24 protein-coding genes, 1 riboswitch and 1 other annotated feature are annotated in these 26,567 nt (G+C 44.1%); of the genes, 14 read left to right on the top strand and 10 right to left on the bottom strand.

Annotated elements, in window-relative coordinates:
• Nucleotides 1-214: 214 nt before the first annotated feature.
• From VK097_RS09815 to VK097_RS09805, 3 genes are read right to left on the bottom strand one after another with little or no spacing between them, the layout of a single operon-like run.
• A complete protein-coding gene (locus VK097_RS09815) occupies nucleotides 215-559 on the bottom strand; it encodes a TraR/DksA C4-type zinc finger protein (RefSeq protein WP_324211627.1) in 345 nt (114 codons plus the stop codon).
• A gap of 5 nt (nucleotides 560-564) precedes the next feature.
• Entirely contained in the window at nucleotides 565-936 is a 372-nt protein-coding gene (locus VK097_RS09810) for a hotdog fold thioesterase (protein WP_324211663.1), read from the bottom strand.
• Nucleotides 937-976: 40 nt separating this feature from the next.
• Nucleotides 977-1,906, bottom strand: a complete 930-nt coding sequence (locus VK097_RS09805; protein WP_324211626.1) for a 1,4-dihydroxy-2-naphthoate polyprenyltransferase — start codon at nucleotides 1,904-1,906, stop codon at nucleotides 977-979.
• Nucleotides 1,907-2,081: 175 nt separating this feature from the next.
• On the opposite strand from VK097_RS09805, the gene VK097_RS09800 reads away from it, so the two are divergent.
• From VK097_RS09800 to ytkD, 9 genes are all read left to right on the top strand, one after another.
• On the top strand, nucleotides 2,082-3,467 hold the full coding sequence (locus tag VK097_RS09800; protein ID WP_324211625.1) for an isochorismate synthase: 1,386 nt from the start codon (nucleotides 2,082-2,084) through the stop codon (nucleotides 3,465-3,467).
• A 4-nt stretch (nucleotides 3,468-3,471) separates the two neighbouring features.
• Nucleotides 3,472-5,211, top strand: a complete 1,740-nt coding sequence (gene menD, locus VK097_RS09795; RefSeq protein WP_324211624.1) for a 2-succinyl-5-enolpyruvyl-6-hydroxy-3-cyclohexene-1-carboxylic-acid synthase — start codon at nucleotides 3,472-3,474, stop codon at nucleotides 5,209-5,211.
• 41 nt (nucleotides 5,212-5,252) lie between these two features.
• Nucleotides 5,253-6,053: a 2-succinyl-6-hydroxy-2,4-cyclohexadiene-1-carboxylate synthase gene (menH, locus tag VK097_RS09790; RefSeq protein ID WP_324211623.1), complete on the top strand. Its 801-nt coding sequence runs from the start codon at nucleotides 5,253-5,255 to the stop codon at nucleotides 6,051-6,053.
• A 35-nt stretch (nucleotides 6,054-6,088) separates the two neighbouring features.
• Entirely contained in the window at nucleotides 6,089-6,907 is an 819-nt protein-coding gene (gene menB / locus VK097_RS09785; RefSeq protein WP_324211622.1) for a 1,4-dihydroxy-2-naphthoyl-CoA synthase, read from the top strand.
• Nucleotides 6,908-7,104: 197 nt separating this feature from the next.
• Entirely contained in the window at nucleotides 7,105-8,559 is a 1,455-nt protein-coding gene (locus tag VK097_RS09780; protein ID WP_324211621.1) for an o-succinylbenzoate--CoA ligase, read from the top strand.
• A gap of 116 nt (nucleotides 8,560-8,675) precedes the next feature.
• Nucleotides 8,676-9,506: an ABC transporter ATP-binding protein gene (locus tag VK097_RS09775; protein WP_324211620.1), complete on the top strand. Its 831-nt coding sequence runs from the start codon at nucleotides 8,676-8,678 to the stop codon at nucleotides 9,504-9,506.
• Between the two features lie 97 nt (nucleotides 9,507-9,603).
• Nucleotides 9,604-9,921, top strand: a complete 318-nt coding sequence (locus VK097_RS09770; RefSeq protein ID WP_414672173.1) for a hydrolase — start codon at nucleotides 9,604-9,606, stop codon at nucleotides 9,919-9,921.
• A 118-nt stretch (nucleotides 9,922-10,039) separates the two neighbouring features.
• On the top strand, nucleotides 10,040-10,612 hold the full coding sequence (locus VK097_RS09765; protein WP_324211619.1) for a hypothetical protein: 573 nt from the start codon (nucleotides 10,040-10,042) through the stop codon (nucleotides 10,610-10,612).
• 30 nt (nucleotides 10,613-10,642) lie between these two features.
• Complete coding sequence (gene ytkD, locus VK097_RS09760) at nucleotides 10,643-11,122, top strand: RNA deprotection pyrophosphohydrolase (RefSeq protein ID WP_324211618.1); 480 nt, start codon at nucleotides 10,643-10,645, stop codon at nucleotides 11,120-11,122.
• Between the two features lie 25 nt (nucleotides 11,123-11,147).
• On the opposite strand, the gene VK097_RS09755 is transcribed toward ytkD, so the two are convergent.
• From VK097_RS09755 to pckA, 4 genes are all read right to left on the bottom strand, one after another.
• Complete coding sequence (locus VK097_RS09755; protein WP_324211617.1) at nucleotides 11,148-11,954, bottom strand: ABC transporter permease; 807 nt, start codon at nucleotides 11,952-11,954, stop codon at nucleotides 11,148-11,150.
• Nucleotides 11,944-12,753, bottom strand: a complete 810-nt coding sequence (locus VK097_RS09750) for an ABC transporter ATP-binding protein (protein WP_324211616.1) — start codon at nucleotides 12,751-12,753, stop codon at nucleotides 11,944-11,946. Before VK097_RS09750 ends, VK097_RS09755 begins: the two co-directional genes overlap by 11 nt.
• A 12-nt stretch (nucleotides 12,754-12,765) precedes the next feature.
• Nucleotides 12,766-13,758, bottom strand: a complete 993-nt coding sequence (locus VK097_RS09745; protein ID WP_324211615.1) for an ABC transporter substrate-binding protein — start codon at nucleotides 13,756-13,758, stop codon at nucleotides 12,766-12,768.
• A gap of 209 nt (nucleotides 13,759-13,967) precedes the next feature.
• Nucleotides 13,968-15,557, bottom strand: coding sequence for a phosphoenolpyruvate carboxykinase (ATP) (gene pckA, locus VK097_RS09740; protein ID WP_324211614.1), 1,590 nt, complete (start codon nucleotides 15,555-15,557; stop codon nucleotides 13,968-13,970).
• 201 nt (nucleotides 15,558-15,758) lie between these two features.
• Nucleotides 15,759-15,866: riboswitch (SAM riboswitch) on the top strand.
• A gap of 202 nt (nucleotides 15,867-16,068) precedes the next feature.
• On the opposite strand from pckA, the gene metK reads away from it, so the two are divergent.
• Nucleotides 16,069-17,271 carry a methionine adenosyltransferase gene (metK, locus tag VK097_RS09735; protein ID WP_324211613.1) on the top strand — a complete coding sequence of 401 codons (1,203 nt, stop codon included), beginning with the start codon at nucleotides 16,069-16,071 and terminating at the stop codon, nucleotides 17,269-17,271.
• A gap of 251 nt (nucleotides 17,272-17,522) precedes the next feature.
• Nucleotides 17,523-19,433 carry an asparagine synthase (glutamine-hydrolyzing) gene (gene asnB, locus VK097_RS09730; protein WP_324211612.1) on the top strand — a complete coding sequence of 637 codons (1,911 nt, stop codon included), beginning with the start codon at nucleotides 17,523-17,525 and terminating at the stop codon, nucleotides 19,431-19,433.
• A gap of 77 nt (nucleotides 19,434-19,510) precedes the next feature.
• Here the strand turns inward: asnB and VK097_RS09725 are convergent, their stop codons facing one another.
• Nucleotides 19,511-20,032, bottom strand: a complete 522-nt coding sequence (locus VK097_RS09725; protein WP_324211611.1) for a gamma carbonic anhydrase — start codon at nucleotides 20,030-20,032, stop codon at nucleotides 19,511-19,513.
• A 241-nt stretch (nucleotides 20,033-20,273) separates the two neighbouring features.
• Between VK097_RS09725 and VK097_RS09720 the strand changes: the two genes are divergently transcribed.
• Complete coding sequence (locus VK097_RS09720) at nucleotides 20,274-21,344, top strand: tetraprenyl-beta-curcumene synthase family protein (RefSeq protein WP_324211610.1); 1,071 nt, start codon at nucleotides 20,274-20,276, stop codon at nucleotides 21,342-21,344.
• Between the two features lie 90 nt (nucleotides 21,345-21,434).
• Here the strand turns inward: VK097_RS09720 and mnmM are convergent, their stop codons facing one another.
• Entirely contained in the window at nucleotides 21,435-22,004 is a 570-nt protein-coding gene (mnmM, locus tag VK097_RS09715; RefSeq protein ID WP_324211609.1) for a tRNA 5-(aminomethyl)-2-thiouridylate-methyltransferase MnmM, read from the bottom strand.
• Nucleotides 22,005-22,136: 132 nt separating this feature from the next.
• Nucleotides 22,137-22,352: a binding site (T-box leader), on the top strand.
• A 144-nt stretch (nucleotides 22,353-22,496) separates the two neighbouring features.
• On the opposite strand from mnmM, the gene leuS reads away from it, so the two are divergent.
• The gene (leuS, locus tag VK097_RS09710) at nucleotides 22,497-24,911 is read left to right on the top strand and encodes a leucine--tRNA ligase (RefSeq protein ID WP_324211608.1); all 2,415 of its coding nucleotides are present in this window, start codon (nucleotides 22,497-22,499) and stop codon (nucleotides 24,909-24,911) included.
• Between the two features lie 51 nt (nucleotides 24,912-24,962).
• Here leuS and VK097_RS09705 read toward each other — a convergent pair whose 3' ends face one another.
• On the bottom strand, nucleotides 24,963-25,709 hold the full coding sequence (locus VK097_RS09705) for a YybI family spore inner coat protein (RefSeq protein WP_324211607.1): 747 nt from the start codon (nucleotides 25,707-25,709) through the stop codon (nucleotides 24,963-24,965).
• Nucleotides 25,710-25,821: 112 nt separating this feature from the next.
• Here VK097_RS09705 and VK097_RS09700 point away from each other — a divergent pair, with 112 nt between their 5' ends.
• On the top strand, nucleotides 25,822-26,130 hold the full coding sequence (locus VK097_RS09700) for a rhodanese-like domain-containing protein (protein WP_324211606.1): 309 nt from the start codon (nucleotides 25,822-25,824) through the stop codon (nucleotides 26,128-26,130).
• Nucleotides 26,131-26,567 lie beyond the last annotated feature (437 nt).

Below are 26,567 nucleotides of genomic sequence, written 5' to 3'. Positions count from 1 at the left end.
TTTATGATTAGATGGTGAACCCGGCATTAGAATGTTCGGAGCATCTGCAGAAGATGAGGAGTATCGGTGGAAGAGCGAAGATATCAGCAGAAGGAGAGGAGTATCAACAGAAGAGCAAGGATATCAATAGAATAGAAAAAGAGAAGCATCAACAGCTAAACCAATCCATCAACCTTAAAAAAACAAATGACTGCCTATTAAGACAGTCATTTCGTTATTGTTCGTCAACGCGGTACCTTGCTGTTGGTTCTGCTTCAAGCCGCTCTTCCGGTATTGGTTTTCCCGATTTTTCGCTTATTCCAAATGTGCCGTTCTCAATGCGTTCAAGTGCAGCATCAACTTCTTCAAGCTGATCGGATCTGACTCTGTCCAGTCCAGCCTCTTTCTCTTGTTCGAATTGTTCAGTCCCCATATCGCCCGGATGGTTATCATAATCGGCCAGCTCGCCGGTCGCATCGTTTGGATTCGATTTTCCTTCTGTCTCTATTTTCGATTCCAAATCCTTTTTCATTTTAAGCAGCATGTTTTTAAAATGCTTTTGTTTTTCCTCATTTAACACTGGAATTACTCCTTTCTGTTTTTGGGAACAATGCCAATTGTACAGCGAGATGTACATATGAGGTTATCATATTCATCCGTTATGCTGATATTCCATACCATGGTCGTTTTGCCTTTGTGAATCGGGTCTGCCGTGGCGGTCACAATGCCTTCTGGCTTGCTTTTGATGTGATTCGCGTTAATTTCCATGCCAAATACAATGAAGTTTTCCTGATCGACGTTCAAAAATGCGCCAATACTGGCAGCTGTTTCTGCCAAAGCGACGTTTGCGCCGCCGTGCAAAAAACCCACTAGCTGATGTGTACGGTGATCAACCGGCATGTTCATGATCACCTGATCCTTTTCAAGTGATACGGCTTCAATCCCGAGTGTTTCCATTAATGTGTTTGCAAAGTTCAATCATTGTCATCTCCTTCAATCAGAAAAAATTGCTGACCAAAAGTGAAACGCCAAGCAGCAATCCGTATAATGTGTTGGTCTTGCCCGTTGCAGCCATGGCAGGCATCATTTCCAAAGGCTTTGTTTTGCCCCGGAATTTCCTGATGACATCCATAGCTTTTATGATGCTTAAAAATGCCAGCACGGACCATATTGGCAAAACGCCTGTAAAAATATATGTTGCGGTTAATAAATAGGCGATGATAAACATTGCTGCCAGGAATCGTACAGCATTTTTTCTGCCTAGGAGGATAGCCACCGTTTTCCGTCCATTTTCCTTATCGCCATCCAGATCACGTATGTTATTGGACAGCATGATGGCGCCAATCAAAATAGCAACCGGGACGGACATCCAAATGACTGATGTTGTCAATACTTCTGTTTGAATATAATAACTGATGCCAATAATGACCGTTCCCATAAAGAAACCGGAAAACAGTTCACCAAATGGTGTATAAGCAATTGGAAACGGTCCGCCTGTATACAAATAACCAAAAAGCATGCAGATTAAACCAATCACAGCAATCCACCAGCTTGATACCATGCAGATGTACACACCGAGCAGTATGGCAATCCCGAAAAATGAAAGGGCCAATCCCAACACTTTTTTAGGGGCAATGCCATCTCGGACAATTGTTCCGCCGATACCGACCGATTGCTCATTGTCCAGTCCGCGGACGAAATCGTAATATTCATTGAACATGTTTGTCGCTGATTGGATCAGGATGGAGGCCAGCAGCATAGCAAAAAATAATAATAGATTTATTTCATGACTGGTAAGCGCGAACATTGTTCCTACAAATACCGGAATGAAGGAAGCGGTCAGCGTATGCGGCCGCAAAAGCCGCCACCAGATCTGGAAACCACTTTTTTCATTAAGTTCTTCTTTTATGGATGTTGTGGTACTCAAAGTTCCCCTCTCCTTTATAGTTGTCACTATAAGTTTAGGCAATTCCATATAGGGTGTCAATCGGGAAAAATCTGCAAAGAGTTACGTTTAAATGGATTTTCTTGAGGAACCTGTTAAAAAAGAATAAAATAGATGTGATACCTTTAAAGGTAGAATCGTACGGAGGTTAATACAGATGATAGAGGTAAAAGAAACATCCCTTAAATCAATACTTGATAGAGCTATAAATGAAGCAAAAAATAATCATACATCACCCTTGTTGAGTATGACGAAAAAAATAAATGATATTGATCCGCTTCGTTTCTTTGAAGCGGCTGAACAGCTTTCGATGAATCGCACGTTTTGGTCCACGACAGCTGATGCGTTCTATATTGTCGGTGCAGGCAATGCATATGACCTGGCAGCCGGAGCGAACGCGATCGAACAAATGGAAGAAAAATGGCAAAAACTGCTTGCCGAATCAATCATTCACAACCCATACGAGACACCTGGTACGGGATTGATGACGCTTGGCGGCATGTCGTTTGATCCAGCAGCACATAAATCGGAACAATGGAAAAACTTTAGTCATCTGTCGTTTATTATCCCGGAGTTTATTTTAACGAAGAACGAAAATATTTGCTATTTAACGATTAATATCCGTGTCAGGGAAGATGACCATCCGGGTCAGCTGACAGGCCGGATAAAACGGATAGAAAACACGCTGTGCGACAGTTCGGTGAATATACCGCGGGGAACCGGTGTCGAATCAACAGAGGACATTGCCCCCGATGAATGGAAGCAGACCGTAAAATTTGCTGCTGATTATATAAAGCAAAGTCACGCAGCTAAAATTGTGCTGGCAAGGGAATTGCGGGTGAAACTGTCAGACAAGGCGCAAATAACACCGGTCCTGGGAAAATTGATTGAAACACAGACAAACAGTTATGTGTTTGCCTTTGAACGTGATGAGGATTGTTTTGTCGGATCTTCCCCTGAACGGCTGGTGAAACAGAACAAGGATGAGCTTTTGTCCACTTGCCTTGCCGGTACTGCTCCGCGCGGGAAAACGCAGAAGGAGGATGCCCGAATCGGCAGTTCGTTGCTGCATGATGAAAAAAACCGCAGTGAACATGACTTTGTTGTGAAAATGATCAGGCAGTCAATGGAACAGTATTGTCATGCTGTAGACGTTCCGGAGAAGCCGGTCATCTATCCGTTTAAAAACCTTCAGCATTTGTATACACCTGTTACGGCAACGCTGGAGGAAGGATACAGTATTTTTGATATTATTGGCAAGTTGCATCCAACGCCTGCTCTCGGCGGTGTTCCGCGGGAAAAATCACTCAAATTCATCCGAAATCATGAACGTCTTGACCGCGGCTGGTATGGTGCTCCGGTCGGCTGGCTTGACAGTAATTCCTGCGGGGAGTTTGCGGTTGCCATCCGCTCAGGACTGATACAGGGCGATAAGGCATCATTATTTGCCGGGTGCGGCATCGTAAGGGACTCGGACCCGGAAGCAGAATACGAAGAAACGAACATTAAATTTATGCCGATGTTGTCTGTATTGGGAGGCTAAAGCGATGAATCACACAGAAGAACTGACACGCTACACGGCAAATTTTGTTGACGAACTTGTCCAAAGCGGGCTGACCGATGTCGTGATTTCGCCCGGGTCCCGCTCAACACCGCTGGCTATGACAATAGCTGAACACCCCGGACTGAGGCAGCGGGTGGTTATTGATGAGCGTTCGGCGGCTTTTTTTGCGTTGGGAATGGCAAAAAAGAAGCAGCATGCTGTTGCCATTGTATGCTCATCAGGAACCGCTGCTGCTAATTATTTGCCGGCGGTTGTTGAGGCGTACTATAGCAGGGTGCCGCTGCTTGTGCTGACAGCTGACCGGCCGCACGAATTGCGCGATACCGGGGCACCACAGGCAATAGACCAAATTAAAATGTATGGCGATTATGCCAAATGGTTTCACGAAATGGCGCTGCCGGAAGCAGACGAAAGGATGTTGGCTTATGCCCGGGGCAAAGCATCAAGAGCGGTCAATACTGCAAATGAGGACAATCCCGGTCCGGTCCATTTGAATTTTCCTTTCCGCGAACCGCTGATTCCAGACTTTTCTTTGGAAAATCTGTGGGGAAAACGAAGCGGTGAACCATTCTATACTAAAGCTGAAGGGAAACGGAGACTCGAACAGACCCAGCTGGAGAAGCTCAGCAGCAAACTGCAGTCATTTCAAAAAGGACTGATTGTCTGTGGTCCGCAAACTGATCAGACCTTTGCCACAGCAGTGACTGAACTCGCGGAAGCATGGCAGATCCCGATTTTGGCTGATCCGTTGTCACAGGTAAGAGCAGGACAGCATCATAAAGATCTGATCATCGAAAGCTATGATGCAATTTTAAGAAGTGAATCGATCAGGGAACACCTGAAACCGGATTTCATCATTCGTTTTGGGGCGATGCCGGTTTCTAAACCATATCTTTTTTATGTCAAAGAACATGACTGCATCCCGCAGCTTGTGGTGGAAAACACGTCCGGATATCGTGAGCCTGCCGGCAATAATACAGAAATGATTTATGCGGATGCGGCATTACTGTGCAAAGATTTAGCAAATATAGCTGATGGAACTGCATTTGATAAGGATTGGCTGCAAACCTGGCAGCAGATGAACCAGACCGCCCAAACCCTTTTACTGGAATCTGATGATACGGATGCAGTCACAGAAGGGGAGGCTGTCCGCTGTCTGTTGGATGTGGTTCCCGATGATAGCAGCATTTATGTCGGCAACAGTATGGCCGTACGGGATTTGGATACATTTTTCATGAACACCCCTAAGCTACTTGACGTGCTGTCAAATCGGGGCGCCAACGGCATCGATGGCATGATTTCAAGTGGCATGGGGGCGGCAGCTGCTGGTGACCCTGTCACACTCTTGCTTGGTGATTTGTCTTTTTTCCATGACATGAACGGGCTTCTGACTGCCAAACACTATGGACTGAATATTACGATTCTGGTCGTGAACAACAATGGCGGAGGGATTTTTTCATTCTTGCCGCAAGTCAACCATGAAATGCATTTTGAAGCGTTATTCGGTACACCGCTTGATATTGAATTTAAGCAGGCGGTCAATATGTACGGCGGAACCTATCAGCAGCCGGTGAATGAAGCCGAACTGAAACAGGCACTGGCTAAAGGCTATCAATATGACGGTTTATCCGTTGTAGAGGTGAAAACAGACCGAACTGGCAATCTGAATTGGCATCGTGACAAATGGCGGCAAATTGAGGAATCACTTTTGCCCCTCATTTAACGGGCAGTAGGGCTGCTACCTCTCAAATAAGGAATGATGATGTGTATTTAACGATAAACGAGACAATGTACTGGTATGAACTGAATGGTAAAGGGGAACCGGTTGTACTTTTGCACGGTTTTACCGGCACGGGTGAAACGTGGAAGGGAATTGTATCTGAGTGGATGCATGATTTTCAGACGCTCACAATTGATCTGCCCGGTCACGGCAGGACGAACACGAGTAATCCCAAAAGCATGGAGTGCTTTTGCCGGGATTTAGCCGCATTACTGGATGATTTGCATTTAGAGCAAGTGCACCTTATCGGTTATTCCATGGGGGGTCGCACTGCACTTTCATTTGCTTTTCTTTATCCTGAACGGGTGAGCTCGCTTACATTGGAAAGTGCCTCGCCGGGTCTGGCTGATGGATATCAGCGTGAAAACCGCCGCCGGCAGGATAAGAAACTGGCTGATTTTATTGAATCCGGCGGTATAAAAGCATTTGTCGATTACTGGGAAAATATCCCGCTTTTCGAATCACAAAAACAATTGTCCGGGTCCGTTCGGGAAAGAATTCGTCATGAACGCCTGTTCCATTCAAAGGAAGGACTTGCCGAGTCGCTGCGCTATATGGGGACCGGGTCACAGCCGTCCTGGCGGGAGGAACTTCCAAATCTGAGTATCCCGATTTTGTTGCTGGCCGGTGAGTACGACAAGAAATTTATTGAAATCAATCAAATGATGGAAAAACTTTTGCCTTCAGTCGAACTCACTATCGTTAAAAATGCTGGTCATGCAATTCATGTGGAACAGCCGTCGATTTTTGGTAAAATAGTAATTGGATTTTTACAATCTGTCTAAAAATGGTGTATAGCCAAAATCAAAGGAGGAAAACAATGACTGTACAATGGGAAGAAGTGAAAAAGTATGAAGAAATTATTTATGAAAAATCAGATGGTATTGCAAAGGTGACCATGAATCGTCCGGAAAAACACAATGCATTTACACCGCTTACCGTTAATGAAATGATTGACGCATTCGCGGATGCACGTGACGATTCCACGATCGGAGTCATTATTTTGGCCGGCGCAGGAGACAAGGCATTTTGTTCCGGCGGCGATCAATCTGTAAGAGGACATGGCGGATATGTTGGCGACGACCAAGTTCCACGCTTAAATGTTCTCGATCTGCAACGTCTTATGCGTACAATTCCAAAACCTGTCGTAGCGATGGTTTCCGGCTATGCAATCGGCGGCGGTCATGTGTTGCATGTCGTTTGTGATTTGACAATTGCTGCTGATAATGCCGTCTTCGGCCAGACCGGTCCGAAAGTGGGAAGTTTTGATGCAGGGTACGGTGCCGGCATGCTGGCACGCATGGTCGGTCATAAACGGGCCCGGGAAATCTGGTATCTGTGCCGACAGTACAGTGCTGAGGAAGCATATGAAATGGGACTGGTCAACACAGTTGTACCGCTTGAAAAACTGGAAGAAGAAACATTGCAATGGTGTGGAGAAATGCTGGAAAAATCACCAACTGCTCTGCGCTTCCTGAAAGCTTCATTCAATGCTGATACAGACGGTCTTGCCGGACTGCAGCAAATGGGCGGCGATGCGACATTGCTTTATTATACGACCGATGAAGCTAAAGAGGGTCGCGATGCGTTTAAAGAAAAACGGAAACCGGACTTCAAACAATTCCCGCGCTTTCCGTAATACTCAATTTGAAAAAACCTTTGCTGCAGTCAGGCAAAGGTTTTTCGAATGCGGGTTCTCGGACACTAAAATGTGGGACAGACGTCTTCTCAGTGCACATCATGCACTTAAAATCCGCTAAAACATCCGAGAGATTACTCCCTGGCTGCACAATACACATAATCTTATCATTTTAATCACGAAAGCAGGTAGTCGTTATGGCCGAAATCATTCCGCATTGGCTGTCAAAACAGGCTGATCTTGCGCCTAAACAAACAGCCATTGAATTGGCAGATGGAACAACATATACGTTTTTGGAGCTAAAGGAAAGAAGCCAGTTATTCGCCAGAAAGTTGCGAATGCTGGGAGTCCGTGCAGGGTCAAAGATTGGCATTCTGTCAACTAATCACATCGATATGGTGATTGCCATTCATGCATTAACCTATCTGAAAGCTGTGGGAGTTTTGCTTAATATCCGGCTGACGAAACAGGAATTGGAATATCAGCTCAGCGATGCCGGTGTAGAATTTGTACTGGTACAGGAGGACGACAGAGAGCTTGACTCAAAAACAGCGTTATTTTCTGATGTCTGGAAGCTCCATGGACAACAAGGCGAACTTAGCTCGGAGATAAATCTGGATGAGACGTTCACGATTATTTACACCTCAGGCACGACCGGTTTTCCCAAAGGTGTCGTCCATACATACGGCAACCACTGGTGGAGTGCTGCCGGATCAATGCTGAACCTCGGACTTAGCAAACAGGATAAATGGCTTGCGGCTGTCCCTATGTTCCATGTCAGCGGTTTATCGATTTTACTGCGGAGTGTCATTTATGGCATCCCGGTTTACATGCTGGAAAACTATGATAAACAACAATTCCATGAGGCACTTATGAATAAAGGTGTCACCATTGCGTCTGTTGTCACAATGATGGTCAAGGATCTCATCAATCAGCTGAGTGATGACCGATATCCTGATACACTCAGATGTTTGCTGCTAGGCGGCGGTCCAGCACCCGAGTCATTGCTTGAGAAGGCGAAAGCCCGTCAAATGCCCGTTTTTCAGTCATACGGGATGACGGAAACATCGTCACAAATCGTGACCCTCAGCCCGGTCAAAGCACTGGAAAAAATAGGTTCATCCGGGAAACCTTTATTTCCGGCTCAATTGAAAATAAATGCACCGGACGGCCGGGTCGGAGAAATTTATGTTAAAGGGCCAATGGTCACTAAGGGTTATTTCAATAATGCAGAGGCGACTAAAAAATCCATTAAAGATGGTTGGCTGGCAACCGGAGATCTGGGCTATACAGATCGGGAAGGTTTTTTATATGTCGTGGACCGGCGAAAGGATTTGATTATTTCCGGGGCTGAAAATATTTACCCGACTGAAATTGAAAAGGTGCTGTCGGCGATGGAAGGTATTCGTGAAGCCGGCGTTATCGGTAAGGCGCATGAGAAATGGGGTCAGATTCCGGTAGCTTTCGTTGCAGTCGAGCATCCGACTATTTCGACGGATGATATTTTGGCGTTTGCTAAAAATCATCTTGCCGGGTATAAAGTGCCAAAAGAAATTTATTTTTTGGATAATCTGCCGCGAAACGCATCAAATAAATTAGTACGGCACAAATTACAGGATTGTCTTATTGATAATGATTTTCAAAGTCATTGACTTACAGCTAAAAACCAAATAGACTGTAATTAGAACATATAAATTTTGCATATGCGTTTATGATATGCTTGTGATATATTAGGGTAAGATTATGTATGACACAGGGAGAGGTTCCGATGCAGACGTTATCAGCGAAGGACTTGACACTCGGATATGGGGACGACATAATAATCGATGACTTAAACATAACCATTCCCAAAGGCGAAATCACCGTCTTTATCGGCAGTAATGGCTGTGGAAAATCCACATTGCTTCGTTCGCTGGCGCGCTTGCTGAAGCCAAAAGGCGGCGGTGTTGTGCTTGATGGGGAAAATATTGCCAGAATGGGCACGAAAGATGTGGCAAAAGAGCTTTCCATTTTGCCGCAAGGTCCGGCAACACCTGATGGCCTGAGCGTTATGGAACTGGTTAAGCAGGGAAGACATCCCTATCGCGGTTTTTTAAAGCAATGGTCAGAAGAAGATGAAAACGCTGTTCATAATGCACTCGATGCAACAAATATGCTGGAATATAAGGATCGCCCGGTTGATTCGTTATCAGGAGGGCAGCGCCAGCGTGCATGGATTGCTATGACGCTTGCCCAGGAAACGGACACCATTCTGCTTGATGAACCGACGACGTATCTGGATATGACACACCAGATTGATGTCCTTGACCTGTTGTTTGATCTGAATGAAAAAGATGGTCGTACGGTTGTCATGGTATTGCACGATTTAAATCTGGCTTGCCGTTATGCACATCACATTGTTGCAATCAAAGATAAAGATATTTTTGCTCAGGGGCGCCCGGAAGAAATTGTAACGTGCAAGCTGGTGCATGAAGTATTTCAAATGAAGTGCGATGTAACATTTGATCCAATGTTCGGAACACCGATGTGCATCCCGCATGGAAGAGGGCGCTGTATATTTGCTGAAAAAACCGGTCTTCAACAGTCCACTGCCAACTGAGAATGATAAATGATTCCCGCTGGTATGAACTGACTGGCGGGATTTGCTTATATAATCCTTCCGTTTGAGGCAAATTAATAGCGGGAGGTGCTTGATAATGAAAAATAAATATTATGTCAATCTGGGAAGCCAGGAAATTTCTCGGATCAAATATGACAATAATGATGAATTTATTATTTACGCGACTGATGATGAGATAAGGATTCTAAGGGGCAAACTGGATGGGATGCATGATTCGGATATGCGGGCTTTTTTCCGTGCCCATGTTCCCATCATGCCATATCATAATGATAAGCCAAATGATGATTATGATGCCGGTGTAACAGAGGCATTTCAAATGATTTATGATCTTGGCGATAAAGAAACAAAACAGCATATTGAGGATATAGGCATATTAACAGATAACCATCTATGATGAAAAACAGGGATAAGAAACCGATCTTATTCCTGTTTTTTTAAGTTTAGGCAGGCTGGCAAAGGAGGAATAATATACCATAAGGAGCTTATAGATTAAACAGAGAGGAGTAACACATATGTTTAAAAACAGCGGTATCAAATATATAAGCTTAGTGACCGGAATTGCCATCACACTTTCCTTATCTGTCATCATGTCATCAACAACACAGCAAACCGTGTCAGCGAATAAGCCTTCTCAAAGTCACGAATCGTCGAAAGCAGCATTGTCAAAAGGAAAGGAAATTGAGAAGCCTGAGCTTAAACAGGAACTTTCCCATGAACAAATTGTCTCACTGACAGGTGCGTTTATGGACAAGCTTTTACAGGAGACGGATGATAGTAATAAAGTGATCCACTATAGTACAAAAAATGCATTACTGAAAGAATTTGAAAAGATAGCCTCCAATGAAGTAGCTGCAGAATATGTCGGGTTTTATTTTAAAGAGCGGACGGATGGTTTATATATTAAACCGACAGAGACCCCGCCATGGTTTCAAGAAAATAATGACTATGATATGATTAAACAAGATAATAACACGGTACTCGTTATCCAAAAGAATAAGTCAGACTTGTACGGAACCTACTCAGTAAAATTTGAATTCACATGGGAAAACAACCAATGGAAAATATCAAATATTAATCATAATTAAAATGAACGAATGATGAAAGCAGTTGAAAAAATGTATCGATTTATAGACTTTTATCGCAATGAGGTAACATTATCATTTGATGATCATCCTTTTTCCCGGAACCCGAAACACGTATGGGTCATATGCCGCTATCAAAATAATTGGCTGTTGACGAAGCACAGGGAACGCGGGCTTGAATTCCCGGGCGGCAAGGTTGAAAAAAATGAAACCGCAAAAGAGGCGGCGATCCGGGAAGTGATGGAAGAGACCGGGGGAACGGTTGAATCCATACGATATGTTGCACAATACATTGTCGCCGGCAAAGGTGGTACAATCATAAAGAACGTCTACTTTGCGGAAATAGACAAACTGACTGCGCGGGAAACATATTACGAGACAGACGGGCCGATTCAGCTCGCCCACATTCCTGTGAACGTTAAGCGAAATATACAATACAGTTTTATTATGAAAGATGACGTTTTGAAACATTGTATAAATTTCATCGGAAGAGAATGCAAGGGGAACAGGTGATAAGACACCCGTTCCCCCTTATCGGTTATCTGCTGTGCTTAATCAGAAATGCCTCAATACGCTCAACAATTTTATACATCACTGCTGCAAAAATGGCGATGAGAATTAAGCTGGACATAACAAGTGAAAAGTCAAATACTTGGAAGCCGTAAACGATTAAATAACCAAGCCCTTCTTTGGACACAAGGAATTCCCCGACGACGACACCTACCCAGGACAGCCCCACATTAACTTTTAACGTCGAAATCATAGACGGAATGGCAGCAGGGAAGACAGCTTCCTTGAAAATCTGACTGCGCTTAGCTTTGAAGCTTTTCAAAACCTTTATATAGTTTGGATCGACTTCCCTGAATGCAGAATAGACAACAAGTGTTGTGATAACAACTGAGATAATTGCGCCCATCGTAATAATCGATAAATAGCCCGGTCCCATGGCAACGATGATGATCGGCCCCAATGCAACTTTGGGCATGGCGTTCATGACGACCAGGTAAGGGTCCATAATGCTGGAGAAACGTTTGGATGACCATAAGACGGTCGCCATGACAATGCCCAGAATAGTCCCGATCAGAAACCCTAAAACCGTTTCAAGCAGTGTCACCTGAAGATGTGTAAACATCGACCCGTCTAAAAATTTATCTGACAGTACACTGTAAATCTCAGAAGGCGAGCTGAATATTAAAGGATCGATCCAATACATGCTGCTGGCCAATTCCCAAAAACCGAAAAATGAAACTAATATGATTATCTGCCAGCTAAAAACGAATTTTTTCTCACGTTTTAAATTGTGCTGGTAATTTTCAAACAGCTGCTGATCGGATTCATGTTTCATTTGGCGATTCCACCACCTTGGATTGCGGCGCGTTCGGCTCGTTTTTATTTAATTCTTCCCAAACTTTATCGAATAAAATTTGATATTTTGGGTGCCGGCGTACTAGAAAGGGCTTTTCATGACGCAGTTCAACAGGTACTTCAAATGTTTTGGCAATCGATCCCGGGTTTGTATCCATCAGCATAATCCGGTCGCTCATTGCAATGGCTTCACCGATATCATGTGTCACAAGAATGGACGTTTTACTGTATAAACGGAGGAGTTCCCAGACCAGATCTTCCAATTTTAATTTTGTTTGATAATCAAGCGCTGAAAAAGGTTCATCCAGTAATAATATTTTGGGATTGGTGATTAAAGTGCGCACGAGAGCGACTCGCTGCCTCATCCCTCCGGAAAGAGAATCCGGATAGGCTTCGGTAATATCTGACAACCCTACCTGGTTCAATAAATCGACTGCGTTCTCTTTCGTTTCTTTCGTCTTATCGTGACTGATTTTCGGTCCGATCAGGACATTATCAATAATCGATTTCCACGGGAATAAATAGTCCTGCTGCAGCATATACCCGATATCCAGTTCAGCTTCATGCAAAAGCTGTTTATTGACATAAATCTTGCCTGTGGTGTGTTCGACAATACCTGCGATGATGGAGAGTATCGTTGATTTACCGCATCCACTCGGACCTAGGAGTGCAATAAACTCACCTTCATTTATCGAAAAGGATATGCTGTCAAGTGCTTTTGTATAATTCTTTTTGGAGAAATAATGATGGGACACATGATCCAAGGTAAGAAATGACATATGTGCTCCTCCTTAGTTGCCTATGACTTCCTCAGCAATTTTAGTGTTGACAAGGTCATCATATGGAATATCCTCCGGTAATTCTCCGGCTTCATCCATAATGTTTTTCAGGTTATTCCATTCCTCTTTATCAAGAATCGGATCAGTGGCGAACGATCCCTGGTTTTTATAGCGTTCTATGGAAGTTGCAAGCATCTCCATTTCTGTGTCTTTAAAATAAGGCTGAATCACTTCAGCGATGTCTTCTGCACTGTTTTCCTGAACCCAGTTTTGTGCTTTATGGACTGCCTTTGTAAAATGCTTGATTGTTTCCGGGCTATTGTTCATAAAGCTTTCTTTTGTCATAAAAGTTGTATATGGAACGTGGCCTGATTCCTTCCCAAAGGAGGCGACTATATGCCCTTTTCCTTCTTTTTCAAATGTGCTTGCCGTTGGTTCAAATAACTGGACATATTCGGCATCACCGGAAGCAAATGCACCCGGGATATTGGCGAAATCAACATTTTGAATTAAGTTTAAATCGGCGTGCGGATCAATGCCATGTTGTTTCAAAACGTATTCTCCGACCATCTGTGGCATGCCGCCGACACGCTGCCCGAGAAATGTACTGTCTTTAAGATTTTCCCATTCGAAATCAGGCTTTGGTTCCTTGGCGACCAGAAATGTCCCGTCTGTCTGGGTTAATTGGGCAAAGTTAATGACTTTGTCTTTTGATCCTTGTGCCTGAACATAAATGGACGTTTCTGATCCGACAAGGGCAACATCTGCGCCATCCGACAGCAATGCTGTCATGGTTTTATCGCCACCCCATGTAGTCTGAAGCTCAATACTGATACCTTCTTCTTCAAAAAAGCCTTTTTCAATCGCTACATATTGCGGCGCATAGAAGATTGAGCGTGTCACTTCAGCTAATTTAATGTTCGATGCTTCACTGCCGGATCCGCAGGCTGATACAGTGATAAGCAGCAGACTTGAAAATAAAGCAATAAAGAAACGCTTTTTCATCAATATTCGTCCCTTTCGCATAATAATAGTGTTATGTCAACATAGTTTATGCGCCCAGAAACAATGTGTGAATGCCCATATAAGTGCGTGTTCAAACAAAAAACCGGCCCCCAATAATGAGACCGGCTGTCAGCATAGAGCTGCCGATATTTTCCTTCATATGTTAAATCCTTTGGGATGAGGAAACTGTAAATTAAGATGGCTTTCAATCAGCCCTTGTAAATCGGACCTGCATTCCGGATTTCTTCACTTGCGTGGTTGAATTTGCTGAAGTTTTCGTGAAATTTCATCGCCAAGGCTTTTGCTTCAGCATCATACGCTTCTTTATCAGCCCAGGTATTCCGGGGTACAAGCACTTCATCCGGGACACCGGGTACATGCATTGGTGCTTCAAGTCCGAAAATATCGTCCGTAACGGTTTCGATATTGTTCAGTTCACCTTCCAATGCGGAATGCACCATGGCACGGGTGTAAGAAAGTTTCATACGCTGCCCGACACCATATGATCCACCGGTCCAGCCGGTGTTGACAAGAAAGACACTGGAATTGTACTGGTCAATTTTTTCACCGAGCATTTCAGCATATGTTGCTGGAGCCAGCGGCAGGAATGGCGAACCAAAACAAGCCGAAAAAGTTGCTTGCGGCTGTGTCACGCCTCGTTCCGTACCGGCAAGTTTGCTCGTATAGCCGCTCAGGAAATGATACATGGCCTGTTCTTTGGTCAGTCTGCTGATTGGCGGCAGTGTACCGGAGGCATCAGCCGTCAGGAAAATAATCGTATTCGGATGACCGGCTATACTCGGCGACACGATATTGTCAATATTTTCGAGCGGATAGGCTGCACGCGTATTCTCTGTCAGTGATGTGTCGTCATAGTCCGGTTCACGGGATGATTCATCAAGGATGACGTTTTCCAGCACAGAGCCAAAGCGGATTGCGTTGTAAATCTGCGGTTCTTTTTTCTGCGACAGGTTGATACACTTGGCATAGCATCCGCCTTCAATGTTGAAGACACCATTTGAACTCCACCCGTGTTCATCGTCACCGATCAGACGGCGATAAGGGTCTGCTGAAAGGGTTGTTTTGCCTGTTCCGGAAAGCCCGAAGAATAATGCAACATCACCTTCCTGACCGACGTTTGCCGAGCAGTGCATAGACAAAATATTGTTTTGCGGCAGAATATAGTTCATGACGGAAAAAATTGATTTTTTGATTTCACCGGCATATTGGGTTCCACCGATCAGGACAATCCGTTTTTTAAATGAAACAAGAATAAATGTTTCGGAATTCGTGCCATCTACTGCCGGATCTGCCTTGTATGTTGGTGCGTAGATAACGGTGAAATCGGATTGATGCGCAGCAAACTCTTCATCTGTAGGTGTGATAAACAGCTGCCGGGCAAATAAATTGTGCCATGCATATTCATTGATCACCTCAATTGGCAGACGATGGTTCGGATCGGCACCAGCGAACCCTCTGAAATGAAAAAGCTCATTTTTGTCGTGCAAATAAGCGGTAACCTTTCTGAAAAGGTTATCGAAGGATTCTTCATCGATAGGGCGGTTGACATCACCCCATTCAATAAAGTCTTCACAAATATCGTCCTGCACAATGAATTTATCCTTTGGCGAACGACCGGTATACATCCCTGTAGAGGCGCAGACTGCACCGGTGGCACTCAAAGTCGCTTCGTTCCGTTCAAGGATTTTCTCGACCAATGTTGGTACTGCAAGGTTCGTCTGTATATTAGAATGAGTCAGCAATTCTTTCGTTACAAGTGCATCTTCTTTTGTTTTCATTTTTGATACCTGCCTTTTAGTAAATTCAATCGAAACTCGACTTGATGACTTAATTTGATATTAGTATAACACATTCCGTAAATTAGTCCATACTATTTTATTAATTAATTATATGAAATTTTCATGTGAATGTTGTCTGTGCTCATGAAAACAGTTGACATCGCATACGCTTTTCGGTACCATTATTTGCGAGCGGATACTCTCTTATTCAGAGTTGGTGGAGGGACAGACCCGATGAAGCCCGGCAACCATCACGCAATGTGAAAAGGTGCTAATCTGGTGCAAGGATCATTCCTTGAACAATAAGAGCGAAAGGCCTCAGGTTCCTTTCCTCTTGATGCAGGAAAGGTTTTTTTGTTTTTAAAGGATGTTCAAAAAGTCCGGTTACAATGGCACATTGAATTTCTCGTTGTTATCCTCCTTTTTGAACACGTACTTTCAGAAGTTAAATGATTGTAAAATACACTGAAAAAGAGTTCCGTACCACAGATTTAAGGGAGGATATGGCCACATGGCTGTAAAACGTCGTTTGTTCACATCTGAATCAGTGACGGAAGGTCATCCTGATAAAATTTGTGATCAGATTTCAGATGCGATACTGGATGAAATACTAGCAAAAGATCCAAATGCAAGGGTTGCGTGTGAAACAACTGTTACGACAGGGATGGTACTTGTAGCGGGAGAGATCACAACAACGACATATGTGGATATTCCATCGATTGTCAGGCAGACCATTAAAGACATCGGCTATACCCGGGCAAAATACGGCTTTGATGCTGAAACATGTGCCGTTCTTACGGCGATTGATGAACAATCACCTGACATTGCCGGCGGAGTTGATACAGCTTTGGAAGAACGTCAGGGAAAAATGAGCGATGAAGAAATTGCTTCGATTGGTGCAGGTGACCAGGGATTGATGTTCGGCTTTGCCTGCAACGAAACAGAAGAGCTGATGCCGCTGCCGATTTCGCTGTCACATAAACTGGCAAAACGGCTTGCAGATGTCCGGAAAGAGGGCGTCTTGGATTATCTGCGGCCTGACGGGAAAACACAAGTGACAGTCGAATATGATGAACATGATATCCCGGTACGCGTTGATACGATCGTTATTTCAACCCAGCATCACCAGGAAGCATCGGCAGAACAAATTGAGAAAGACATGATTGAGCATGTTATTCGACCGACTGTACCGGCAAATCTTCTGGATGAAACAACGAAATACATCATTAATCCGACAGGCAGGTTTGTTATCGGCGGACCACAGGGCGATGCCGGAATGACTGGAAGAAAAGTTATTGTTGACACATATGGCGGCTATGCCCGTCACGGCGGTGGTGCATTCAGCGGCAAGGATTATACAAAAGTCGATCGCTCCGCCGCATATGCAGCACGTTATGTTGCCAAAAATATTGTAGCTGCTGAACTGGCCAAAACATGTGAAGTCCAGCTGGCCTATGCAATTGGCGTAGCTGAACCGGTATCAATTTCCGTTGATACATTCGGTACGGGTAGTGTCAGTGAAGATGAACTCGCAAAGGCAATCCGGAAAGTGTTTGACCTCCGTCCGGCCGGTATTATCCGGATGCTTGATTTGAAAAAGCCAATCTTTAAAAATACTGCTGCATACGGTCATTTTGGCAGAACAGATACGCTGTTCCCGTGGGAAAAGACAGATAAGCTTGAAGAACTTCAGGCATTGGTGCATGAGGGATGATAAGGAATCTAAAAAAGTGCGGGCGAAACCGCATTTTTTTTCGTCATCAGCCAGGAAATTCTTGTCAAAACTGAAACTATAAAGAAGGGGATCGTCAGCTATCTACGACCCGAGGGGTGTCTGAAAATAAGTATATATCAGAAATGATAATTTCTTTAAAAAACAATTCCAACCATCTATATACTATTTAATTATGGTATAATTTTTTAATGGTTCTAAAGAGGTATGAAAGAGAAAGAGGGGGATAAATTATGTGTGGTTTTATCGGTATGCTCCGAAATAATCCCATAGCACCAAATGATCAGCAGCAAAACAATTTTAAAAATCAAAACAATGTGATGTTTCAAAGAGGACCTGATGATGAAGGGTATTACCATGATGAATATGTTTCGTTCGGATTCAGGCGGCTGAGCATCATTGATATTGACAGCGGTGCACAGCCGTTAAGTTATAATGATGATAAAATTTGGCTTATCTTTAATGGTGAAATCTATAATTATATTGAGCTGCGCAATGATTTAATGGAACAGGGCTTCAGTTTTACCATAGAATCGGATGCGGAAGTGATTGCTGCATTATTTGCAAAGCACAAAGAGCAGGCATTTCGACATTTGCGCGGCATGTTCTCTATCCTATTGTGGGACAAACAAGAGGAAACAATGTATGGCGCACGTGATCCGTTTGGCATTAAGCCTTTATTTTACCGGGAAACAAAAGACGGAACAGTGTTCGCCTCAGAAAAAAAGAGTTTGACATTAATGATGGAAAATGAAGCGGTCGCCCCGGAAGCGCTGCAGCATTACCTGAGTTTTCAATATGTTCCGGAGCCTTTGACGATGACAGAGGGAATCAAAAAAGCTGAAGCTGGTCATTATTTTGTGAAAAAACCGGCTCAGCCCATTTCTTTCCACCGCTATTGGCACGCGACGTTCACCCCGGTACTGATGGAAAAGCAGAACTGGATCAACCGCATTCAGGATGTCATGTATGATTCGGTGAAAGTGCATATGCGCAGTGATGTGCCGGTCGGTTCATTTTTATCCGGCGGTATCGATTCGACGCTTATAGTAGCAATGGCCAAAGAATTCAACCCGAATATCAAGACATTTTCGGTCGGGTTTGAACGCGAAGGCTATTCGGAAGTCGATGTCGCAAAAGAAACCGCCGATAAACTGGAAGTCGAAAATATATCATATATTATTTCACCTCAGGAATTTGTAGAGAAACTTCCGAAAATCATGTGGCATATGGACGATCCTCTGGCAGATCCGGCGTGCATCCCGCTGTATTTCGTATCACGCGAGGCGCGTAAACATGTAACGGTCACACTCTCTGGCGAAGGATCTGATGAGTTGTTCGGCGGATACAACATTTATCGTGAACCGGAATCATTGAAAATGTTTCAGTCGATACCGGGTCCGGCGAAAAATCTTCTGGCAAGGGTAGCTGAGACGATCCCTGAAGGTGTTCGCGGCAAAAGCTTTCTTGAACGCGGTACAACCCCATTGCGTGAGCGTTATATCGGGAATGCCAAAATATTTGAGGAGCAGGAGAAAGAGGGTCTGTTGAAAGGCTGGAAGCAGGAATTAGGATATCAGCAAATAACGGCGGGTCTGTTTGACTATGTCAGTGATTATCCGCTTGTAGGCCAGATGCAGTATGTTGATATCCACACATGGCTTCGCGGCGATATTTTATTAAAAGCGGATCGAATGACAATGGCAAATTCGCTTGAACTTCGTGTTCCATTTTTGGATAAGGAAGTATTCCGGGTAGCCAGTGGCATACCTGTTGATATGAAGATTGCCAATGGCACTACGAAAAGTATTTTGCGTGAAGCTTCCCGCGGGATTATTCCGGACCACGTGCTGGACCGGAAAAAACTTGGCTTCCCTGTGCCAATCCGTCACTGGCTGAAGAGTGAGCTGCACGACTGGGCGAAAAAGCTGATTCATGAAAGCGAGACCGATCATCTGCTGTACAAGTCATATGTTCTGGATTTGCTTGAAGCCCATTGTCAGGGTAAAGGAGATTATAGCCGTAAACTATGGACGGTTCTCATGTTTATGCTGTGGCATCAAATTTTTGTGGAGAAGAAATTTGATACGAATGAATTGAGCCAGCCCGATCCGGGGGTTGCATCAGTTATACCGGAAGCGTAAAAATCATAAAGTTTAAAAGCAGGCGATGGCGGCGTTGAGCCGTTATCGCCTGCTTTTCGAGCACTAAGATCAATCAGTCAAACCGGCGGCTGCTGATTCATTTTATAGTACTGGCCTTTTTCCATATATGTTTTATAGACGCGCTCCATCTCCTGATAGTCTTCGTCGGTCAATTCCCTGACCACTTTGGCGGGTCTGCCTAATGCGAGCGAGCGCGGCGGAATTTTCTTGCCCGGCGGTACAAGGCTTCCGGCGCCGATAAACGCATGCTCCCCGACTTCGGCACCATCGAGGATGATGGAACCCATGCCGATCAGGGCGTGCTCGCGGACCGTGCATCCATGGAGTGTCACCTGATGGCCGGCGGTGACATAATCTTCTACCGTTACCGGCAAGTCCGGGCTTTGGTGAACAAGGGATAAATCCTGAATGTTGACACCTTTACCGATTTTTGTCGGTGCCACATCTCCCCGGATGACGGTTTTGAACCATATGCTTGATTGTTCACCGATTGTCACATCACCAATGACATCGGCGTCATCTGCTATAAAAGCGGAGCGATGAATGTCGGGCTGTTTGTTTTTATATGGCTGAATCATTTGAATCCCCCTTTAAAATATGGTGATATATACAGTATAGCAAATTTTTCTGATTTGAAGTGTTTGTTCAAAAAGAGGATAAAAAGACCGAGAAGTTCGAGGCGGCGTAGTTTTGGCGGGCGGAATGTATGCATTTAAATTCATGAGCAGCACAAAAACAAGCCAACAAAGAATTTCGACGTGTCATTTTTACCGGACTATTTGAACAATTTCTTGAATCGATTGATCGGAGGAATGGGTGTTGGCATACAGCATACCCAAAACACCATTTACATTAATGGCGGAAGTTTACCGTAAAATCTTTCCATTGGTTAATGCGGAACTCGACTTTTGGCAGAAACGTGCTGGTGAAATACCTGATGAAGAATTGCGGCAGCAGGCACTGGCAAGTATTGATTCAAAGCGATTCCATTGTCTGGGCGGAGCAGTATATGCCTTGCTGGCCGGCTGCAGATGGCAGGAGGCAATCCGTTTTATTGTCGCCTACCAGACAATCAGTGACTATTTGGACAACCTGTGCGACCGGAGCACGTCGCTGGATCCGAATGATTTTCGACTGCTCCACGAAGCAATGTCCGATGCGCTCAGCAGGAAAAAACCAATTCAGCATTATTACGCGCTGCGTTCAGAACAGAGGGATGGTGAATATTTAGCCGATCTGGTCCGGACATGCCAAAAAACAATGCGGCATTTGGATGCCTTTGGTATTATCCGGGAACATTTACAGGAACTCGAGAACCTGTATGGGGATTTGCAGGTACATAAACATGTGAAATTGGAAGAGCGGGTCCCAAGGCTCGTTGGCTGGTATGAGGCCAATACCGATGACTCGCCGCTGTATTGGTATGAATATTCTGCGGCTTCAGGATCGACACTGGGGATATTTTGTCTTGTCTCTTATGCATTAGGCGGAAAAATGACGGTTGCACTGGCTAATAAAATTACTGACAGCTACTTTCCGTTTATGCAGGGATTGCATATACTGTTGGATTATTATATTGATCAGGAAGAGGACAGACGTGAAGATGATTTAAATTTCTGCAGTTTCTATGATAGCCTGGAACTGATGAGAAAACGACTTATTTACTTTATCAAACAGGCGGATTCGCATGTGCAGCAGCTGCCGAACCGCCGTTTTCATGAGATGATACATCATGGCCTTGTCGGACTTTATCTTGGGGATCCAAAAGTGAAAGAGCTTGAAAACGGACTGGAAACAACCGATGAATTATTGCGGATAAGCGGATACAAAGCGCGCTTTTTTCATTGGAATACAAAACTTTATCACCGAATGACTAAAACCCGGACCTAAAATCCGGGTTTGATTGTATTAGTGCGTGTTCAAAGCCAACGAAGATATTCGAAGTCTCATTTTTATCGGACTTTTTGAACAACTTCTCTATTAATTCTTTTTTTGAATGGCCAGTATGAACGGCGGATCATTCTTCTGGTTGATAAAACCATAGTACAGGACGTGGTACTGTTTTTGGTCTAAAAGGCGCACATAGCGCATCAGCTGTTCTCGCTCCAGATCCCCGCCTTCGTGCCCGTGGTACACCACGAGGACAACAATGCCGTTTTGCTTAAGGTGTGAGAGGATGCCTTCGATCGCTAATATTGTTGTCTCACTCCGGGTAATGACGGATTTGTCGCTGCCCGGGAGATAACCCAGGTTAAAAATTGCGCCGCCCAGCCTGGTTAATTTATCAATCGGTATATGATGCACGAAATTGCTGTGGCTATCCTTAATAACCGTTGTGTTCGTTCTGTTGTTTTGGTCAAGGCGGTACTTGGTATTGGCTATTGCCTGCTCCTGAATATCAAATCCGAATACGTGCCCGCTCTCACCGACAAGCCGGCTGAGGAAAAGCGTGTCGTGTCCGTTTCCGCAAGTTGCGTCAATAACCGTATCACCTTGGTTGACGGCCTCTTTCATTAAATGATGTGCGTAATGTATGATACCCTTTATCATGATTGTCAGTGCTCCTTAATAAGCAGTAGCTTTCATAATAGTTTAGCATGAAAGCAAAACATTGGAAAGGATGGGCACTGTCATATCTTGACAAAGCCTTTCACATTGGTTAAACTGCAAATTATACAGAAATGAACGACTAAGAAAAGGCTCAGTAATAAACTCCCACAGGTAAAGCGAGGCAGTGGTTGGTGTAAACTGTCCCTGAGAGTTTGTGAACTCACCTTTAAGTTGCAGGGATGAACGTCAGTAGTCTTTTGCCGTCAGATCCGCGTTAAGGAATCAAGTGAGTGCAATCAGTGCACTAATTTGGGTGGTACCGCGGGAGATAAACTTCTCGTCCCTTGTTTTTGGGATGAGGAGTTTTTTTATCAAAAAAGTTATAATTTGTTACTGTATATATCAGTTAAAAGCGAATAACAACCTGCTCTGGCATGTTTGACTTAAGGCACTTGCAACTTTGATTTTACAAATAAATAGGAGGAAATTTTCATGAGTTTTAACCATCAGGAAATCGAGAAAAAATGGCAGAATCATTGGGCTGAACATAAAACATTTAAAACAGATACCTTCTCAGAAAAAGAAAAAGTGTATGCGCTGGATATGTTCCCGTATCCGTCAGGCGCCGGTCTGCATGTCGGGCATCCTGAAGGCTATACGGCAACGGATATTTATTCCCGGATGAAGCGGATGCAGGGATATGAAGTGCTGCATCCGATGGGCTGGGATGCATTTGGGCTGCCGGCGGAACAATATGCGATCGATACCGGCAACAGTCCGGCTGAATTTACCGAGCACAACATCGCGACATTTAAACGGCAAATTAAGGAGCTTGGTTTTTCTTACGACTGGAATCGTGAAATCAATACAACCGATCCGAGCTATTATAAATGGACACAATGGATTTTCACGAAACTTTACGAAAAAGGTCTTGCCTATATGGATGAGATTCCGGTTAACTGGTGCCCGGCACTTGGTACCGTCCTGGCAAATGAGGAAGTGATTGACGGTAAAAGTGAACGGGGCGGTCATCCGGTTGTCCGAAAACCGATGAAACAATGGATACTGAGGATTACAGCGTATGCTGATCGTCTACTGGAAGATCTGGAGGATTTGGATTGGCCGGAAAGTATTAAAGATATGCAGCGCAATTGGATTGGCCGTTCTGAGGGCGCTGAAATTACGTTTGATATCGCTGGATATGATGAGCAATTCACTGCGTTCACAACACGACCGGATACATTGTTCGGCGCGACGTATGCCGTATTTGCACCGGAACATCCGCTTGTCGAAAAAATTGTAACTCCTGAACAGCAGGAAAAAGTTAATGCATACTGGAAGGGAATCGAAACAAAATCGGATTTGGAACGCACAGATTTGGCAAAGGAAAAAACGGGTGCATTTACCGGTGCATACGCGATTAATCCGGCAAACAATGAGAAAATGCCGATCTGGATTGCTGATTACGTCCTGATGAGCTACGGCAGCGGGGCAATTATGGCAGTTCCCGGTCATGATCAGCGTGACTATGAGTTTGCGCAAAAATTCGAACTGCCGATTACAGAAGTGGTTGCCGGCGGGGACCTTTCCAAAGAAGCTTACGTTGATGATGGGGAACATGTGAATTCCGGTTTTCTGAACGGGCTGAAGACAGATGAAGCCATAGCCAAGATGATTGAGTGGCTTGAGGAGAGCGGAAAAGGATCAGGAAAAGTAACGTATCGTCTCCGTGACTGGCTTTTCTCCAGGCAGCGTTATTGGGGAGAGCCAATCCCGATTATCCATTGGGAAGACGGTTCAATGAGTGCTGTTCCGGAAGAGGATTTGCCGCTTGAACTGCCGGAATTGGATGAAGTCAAACCATCCGGTACGGGCGAATCACCGCTTGCCACCAGTGATTGGGTAAATGTGACTGATTCGGAAACCGGCATGAAGGGCCGCCGCGAAACGAATACAATGCCGCAGTGGGCCGGAAGCTGCTGGTATTTCCTGAGGTTCATCGACTCAAATAATCCTGACGAGCTGGCAGATCCGGAGGCGCTTAAAGAATGGCTTCCGGTTGACATTTATATCGGCGGCGCTGAGCATGCTGTCCTTCATTTGTTGTATGCGCGGTTCTGGCACAAATTTTTGTATGACATTGGTGTCGTGCCAACAAAAGAACCATTCAAGAAACTGTTTAATCAGGGCATGATTCTTGGGGAAGGCAATGAAAAAATGAGTAAATCAAAAGGGAATGTAGTCAACCCTGACGATATCATGAGATCACATGGTGCAGATACACTGCGTTTGTACGAAATGTTTATGGGACCGCTTGATGCGGATGTTGCCTGGTCAACCAATGGTCTTGATGGTGCACGGCGCTTTTTGGACCGGGTATGGCGTCTGGTTGTAAATGAACAAAGGGAAGTTTCCGATAAAATTGTGGACACAGATGAGGCAACGTCGCTTGAAAAGGTTTATCATGAAACAGTGAAAAAGGTAACCGAAGACTTTGAAAATCTGCACTTTAATACAGGAATTTCACAATTAATGGTGTTCATAAATGAATGCTATAAAGCTGAAAAAATTCCTAAGGTGCACATTGAAGGGTTTGCCAAAATGCTTTCCCCGGTCGCCCCGCATTTATCTGAAGAAATGTGGAAGCTGCTAGGTCACGAGGGTACAATCACTTATGAGAAGTGGCCGGAATACGATGAATCCAAACTCGTTGAGGACGAAGTGGAAATCGTCGTACAAATCATGGGCAAGGTCCGTGCTAAAATTAATGTTGCCAAAGACATTTCAAAAGAAGAACTTGAAAAGCAAGCTATGGAAAATGAACGGATCCAGGAACTGGTTGAAGGCAAAACAGTGCGCAAGGTGATAGTGGTTCCCGGGAAATTAGTGAATATCGTAGCAAACTAAATTTCAAAAAGGATCTCGCCGTTTCGTATGGCGGAGATCCTTTTGAATTTCTTATTCTGACGGAACCCACTCTGTTTTTAAGATAATCCATTCACCTTTTTCGTAATACCATAATGTTTCGACAGTACCTAATTGATCTGCCTGATATGCACCGCTGACATGCTGGCGGCTTCTCAGCCCATAGCCCTTATCTTCACTGATTTCAACAGGCTCAAAAAATGAAATCGGTGCAATCATCGGTGAGGTGTTCTCAGTAACCCTGCCATTTTCATCATAGATGCCTAATTCCACATATTCCGAAGATCGATCCTTTACATCGACGATACTTGGTTCCTGTTCGTAGTCAATTTGTATTTTAACTTTAAAGTTATCTTTAAAATTGGCTTTAATGAACTCCTGTTTTGGAAGTGATATTTCTTCTAATCGATCATTTTTTAACGTATGTAAGTGATAATGGTACAAATCACCGCTTCCACCAGCCGCACTCTGATAAAATAGATCATTCACTCCGTCATGATTAAGATCATAAAATTCTAATTCGGGCTCATAGCCGCCTTCATAAGGGATTTTCCATTCCTGTCCATCTTTGTTTGAAACAGACACCCATATTTCAGCATAGTAATCGGAGTCAGGTGCCAGGCGTTTCCCTTTCAATTCAATCAGTTCTTTTGTGGAATCTCCTGTCAACTTCTGATCATATTCTGCAAACTGCTGTGCAGCTGGTTCATTGTTTTCCTCCGCAGCTATGACAACAGGTAATAGCAGTGCAAATAAACCAGCCAGAATCATGTTGCGCATATACATTCACCTCAAATCATCGCTTGCTCTATTTTGTGCCGGACAGTTGTACACTATTCATTTAAGACGTTATGATGGATGCAGTGAAAATACTTGCCGAGGAGGAAGACATATGGAACATATTAATGAAGTAACGCCTGATGAAGTGAAAAAACTGATGAAGGAAGACGATAATACGGTAGTAGTGGATGTTCGCGAGGATGCAGAAGTTGCCCAAGGTATGATTGAGGATGCCAAACATATTCCACTGGAAAAAATACCGCATTCCACAAATGATTTAGATAAAAGCAAGCATTACGTTTTTGTATGCGGATCAGGCAAGCGGAGTATGACAGCAGCATCATTTTTGGATGAACATGGCTTTAATGTCTCAAGCATGGAAGGCGGCATGAAAAACTGGAATGGAGAAATAATTATCTAGCAACTGGACTCGGGAATGATTTACCATAATTAAATTTAAATTTTGTTTTAATATACCGTTGACTTTTATCATCTTGAATAGTAATATAAATCGTGCTGTTGAAAAACAGCCCACAAAAAATAATCATCATTAAAGATCATCATTAAGGCGAAAAGACGAAAGAAAAGTTATTGACAGCCGGTGTTGGTGATGATATAATATTTATGCCGTCGTGAGAGATGGCGTTAATTTGCTCCTTGAAAACTGAACAAAACAACCAGTATGACAAAGATGTCAGAGGTAGAGGTCAGACGTCGGAATCTGTTTTTGACGGAAGACCAAAAACCCTGTATCAATTTGAAAGCAAGCCATGAAAGAGATTGATCGGTGTCAATCTTATTTCAAACTTTATTGGAGAGTTTGATCTTGGCTCAGGACGAACGCTGGCGGCGTGCCTA

It is taken from the genome of Lentibacillus sp., from assembly GCF_035301675.1.
Taxonomy (GTDB): domain Bacteria; phylum Bacillota; class Bacilli; order Bacillales; family Amphibacillaceae; genus Lentibacillus.
Note: the sequence above shows the minus strand (reverse complement) of the source record. Positions and strands in the feature narration are given on the sequence as shown.

Bases quoted from the DNA above. Each gene is read 5' to 3' on its own strand.
- asnB (WP_324211612.1), top strand. From the start codon at position 17,523: ATGTGTGGTTTTATCGGTATGCTCCGAAATAATCCCATAGCACCAAAT.
- VK097_RS09755 (WP_324211617.1), bottom strand. From the start codon at position 11,954: ATGAAACATGAATCCGATCAGCAGCTGTTTGAAAATTACCAGCACAAT.
- menB (WP_324211622.1), top strand. From the start codon at position 6,089: ATGACTGTACAATGGGAAGAAGTGAAAAAGTATGAAGAAATTATTTAT.
- ytkD (WP_324211618.1), top strand. From the start codon at position 10,643: ATGTATCGATTTATAGACTTTTATCGCAATGAGGTAACATTATCATTT.
- VK097_RS09705 (WP_324211607.1), bottom strand. From the start codon at position 25,709: ATGCGCAACATGATTCTGGCTGGTTTATTTGCACTGCTATTACCTGTT.
- VK097_RS09765 (WP_324211619.1), top strand. From the start codon at position 10,040: ATGTTTAAAAACAGCGGTATCAAATATATAAGCTTAGTGACCGGAATT.
- VK097_RS09725 (WP_324211611.1), bottom strand. From the start codon at position 20,032: ATGATTCAGCCATATAAAAACAAACAGCCCGACATTCATCGCTCCGCT.
- VK097_RS09775 (WP_324211620.1), top strand. From the start codon at position 8,676: ATGCAGACGTTATCAGCGAAGGACTTGACACTCGGATATGGGGACGAC.
- VK097_RS09700 (WP_324211606.1), top strand. From the start codon at position 25,822: ATGGAACATATTAATGAAGTAACGCCTGATGAAGTGAAAAAACTGATG.
- VK097_RS09750 (WP_324211616.1), bottom strand. From the start codon at position 12,753: ATGTCATTTCTTACCTTGGATCATGTGTCCCATCATTATTTCTCCAAA.
- VK097_RS09810 (WP_324211663.1), bottom strand. From the start codon at position 936: ATGGAAACACTCGGGATTGAAGCCGTATCACTTGAAAAGGATCAGGTG.
- menD (WP_324211624.1), top strand. From the start codon at position 3,472: ATGAATCACACAGAAGAACTGACACGCTACACGGCAAATTTTGTTGAC.
- VK097_RS09780 (WP_324211621.1), top strand. From the start codon at position 7,105: ATGGCCGAAATCATTCCGCATTGGCTGTCAAAACAGGCTGATCTTGCG.
- mnmM (WP_324211609.1), bottom strand. From the start codon at position 22,004: ATGATAAAGGGTATCATACATTACGCACATCATTTAATGAAAGAGGCC.
- VK097_RS09800 (WP_324211625.1), top strand. From the start codon at position 2,082: ATGATAGAGGTAAAAGAAACATCCCTTAAATCAATACTTGATAGAGCT.
- VK097_RS09770 (WP_414672173.1), top strand. From the start codon at position 9,604: ATGAAAAATAAATATTATGTCAATCTGGGAAGCCAGGAAATTTCTCGG.
- leuS (WP_324211608.1), top strand. From the start codon at position 22,497: ATGAGTTTTAACCATCAGGAAATCGAGAAAAAATGGCAGAATCATTGG.
- VK097_RS09745 (WP_324211615.1), bottom strand. From the start codon at position 13,758: ATGAAAAAGCGTTTCTTTATTGCTTTATTTTCAAGTCTGCTGCTTATC.
- pckA (WP_324211614.1), bottom strand. From the start codon at position 15,557: ATGAAAACAAAAGAAGATGCACTTGTAACGAAAGAATTGCTGACTCAT.
- metK (WP_324211613.1), top strand. From the start codon at position 16,069: ATGGCTGTAAAACGTCGTTTGTTCACATCTGAATCAGTGACGGAAGGT.